At 65.0% G+C, this 1704-nt stretch carries 2 protein-coding genes; one reads left to right on the forward strand and one right to left on the reverse strand.

The genetic code is table 11. The features are described from left to right. Positions 1 to 246: 246 nt before the first annotated feature. Positions 247 to 747, forward strand: a complete 501-nt coding sequence (locus tag DPA01S_RS15910; protein ID WP_153038723.1) for a hypothetical protein — start codon at positions 247 to 249, stop codon at positions 745 to 747. Here the strand turns inward: DPA01S_RS15910 and DPA01S_RS16605 are convergent. Beyond that, positions 744 to 1674, reverse strand: a protein-coding gene (locus tag DPA01S_RS16605) for an IS5 family transposase (RefSeq protein ID WP_375544743.1) whose coding sequence is annotated in 2 segments (ribosomal slippage) — positions 744 to 1289 and positions 1291 to 1674 — 930 coding nt in all. Because the reading frame shifts where the segments join, the coding sequence is not laid out codon by codon here. The two genes, DPA01S_RS15910 and DPA01S_RS16605, sit on opposite strands and share 4 nt — an antisense overlap. Between the last annotated feature and the right edge of the window lie 30 nt (positions 1675 to 1704).

Consider the following 1704-nt stretch of genomic DNA (forward strand, 5'->3'; position numbering starts at 1 on the left):
ACAATGGGCCTGTGGAGGGCCGGTCGCTCGAAAAGCTGGGCAGTCCGTCCCGGTTTCGACTGCCGGGGACGTTGACTCACGTCTGAAATGGTGGCACTACGTCAGCGTTCGATCACGGCCACTGCCTGCCGCGGCTACCGGCGATCGCCTCTCATTCGGTCTGCTTCCACATCCAAGGTGATGAGAGACCACGTGCGGACCGTGCAAACTATTGCGCCGCAATGCTGTGTGCTTTACCGTGACGCCATGTCACAGAACGAAGCCGTGCACAGAACCCATGCTGTTCTTTCTCCGGAGCAAGTTGAGCTACTCAGGCAGCACGGAATGCCGCCGGCAGAGCCTCACCGATCAACACAGCTCCGACGTCAGGCAAAGCAGGGGCGACCGTTTCCGGTGATCTCGCGTTCTGGCCGTACGTACAAGGACCCCGACGGGCGGCCGTACGGAGAAGTCGACCAGCGCCAACAGGAGCAGGCGGACGCCGGGTACTGGAAAGTTGGCGCGGCGGTTCGTGCGGCGTTGGAGCCCATGACGATTGCGGTGGGCGGGACCGTGAAGCGCATCCGCGAGGTCACCGCGTGGACCTATCACGCCGACAGTGGCAAATGGGTGGCAACGTTCGGCCAGACCTTCGATACGCCCGAAGACAATCCGCGGATCGACGCCCTCTACCCGGACTATCCGTACCGAATCGGGGACGACTGTCCGACCCGGCGCGGAGCAGCGTATCGGCCTGAAACCTACTAGGGCGTGTCTCCTAATTGGCGTAGCCAGGTCAGGATTGCGCAGAGCGTGACGGCGGCGCGGTAGGTGATCGCGAGTTTGTCGTATCGGGTGGCCAGAGCTCGCCACTGCTTGGCCAGCGCGAAGGATCGCTCGACGACGTTGCGGTCTTTGTAGAGGTCGGCGTTGAGTTTCGGAGGCCGGCCACCGCGGGAGCCTCGGCGTTTGCGGGAGGCGATGGTGTCGCTCTTCTCGGGGATGGCCGCGGTGATTCCACGGGCGCGGAGCTGGCGGCGGATCGTGCCGGACGAGTACGCCTTGTCGGCGATCACCGCGTCGGGACGGGTGCGAGGCCTGCCCCGGCCAGGGCGCGGGACGTGGATGTCGGCCAAGACCTGTTCGAGCATCGCGCCGTCGTGTCGTTGGCCGCCGGTGACCACACTCGCCAGCGGCCGGCCGCGACCGTCGACGGCGCTGTGAATCTTGGTGGTCAGCCCGCCGCGGGAGCGGCCAATGCCGTGACCTGCAGGTTCACAGTCCAGGAAGGGGCGGTTCTTGTGATTCGATCGTGCCCCCTGTGTCCTGATCAGGGCGCGTTGTGTTTGTGCCGTGCTGGTGGGCTCGGCAGATGGTGGCATCTACCGAGACGTTCCAGTCGATCTTTCCGGCCGCATCGGCCTCGGCAAGGATGGCCTGCAAGACTCGGTCCCACGTGCCGTCTCGGGCGTAGCGGGCGTGACGCTTCCAGACCGTCTGCCAGGCCCCGAACTCCTCCCGCGGCAGGTCCCGCCAGGGAATTCCTGCTCGGTAGCGGTAGATGATGCCCTCGACGACCTTGCGATTGTCGCGGAACGGATGCCCCTGCCGTCCTTCGTTCGAGGGCAGCAGGGGCTCGATCCGTGCCCACTGCTCATCGGTGAACTGGCGAAAACGTGACTTCGTCTGTCCCATCCGGCCACGGTCTCGCGAGTCAACACTCAA

Origin of the sequence: Dietzia papillomatosis NBRC 105045, assembly GCF_001570845.1 — a bacterium.
In the GTDB taxonomy this organism is placed as follows: domain Bacteria; phylum Actinomycetota; class Actinomycetes; order Mycobacteriales; family Mycobacteriaceae; genus Dietzia; species Dietzia cinnamea.

Excerpts from the sequence above, each read along its gene's own strand:
- DPA01S_RS15910 (WP_153038723.1), top strand. The coding sequence starts at position 247 with ATGTCACAGAACGAAGCCGTGCACAGAACCCATGCTGTTCTTTCTCCG.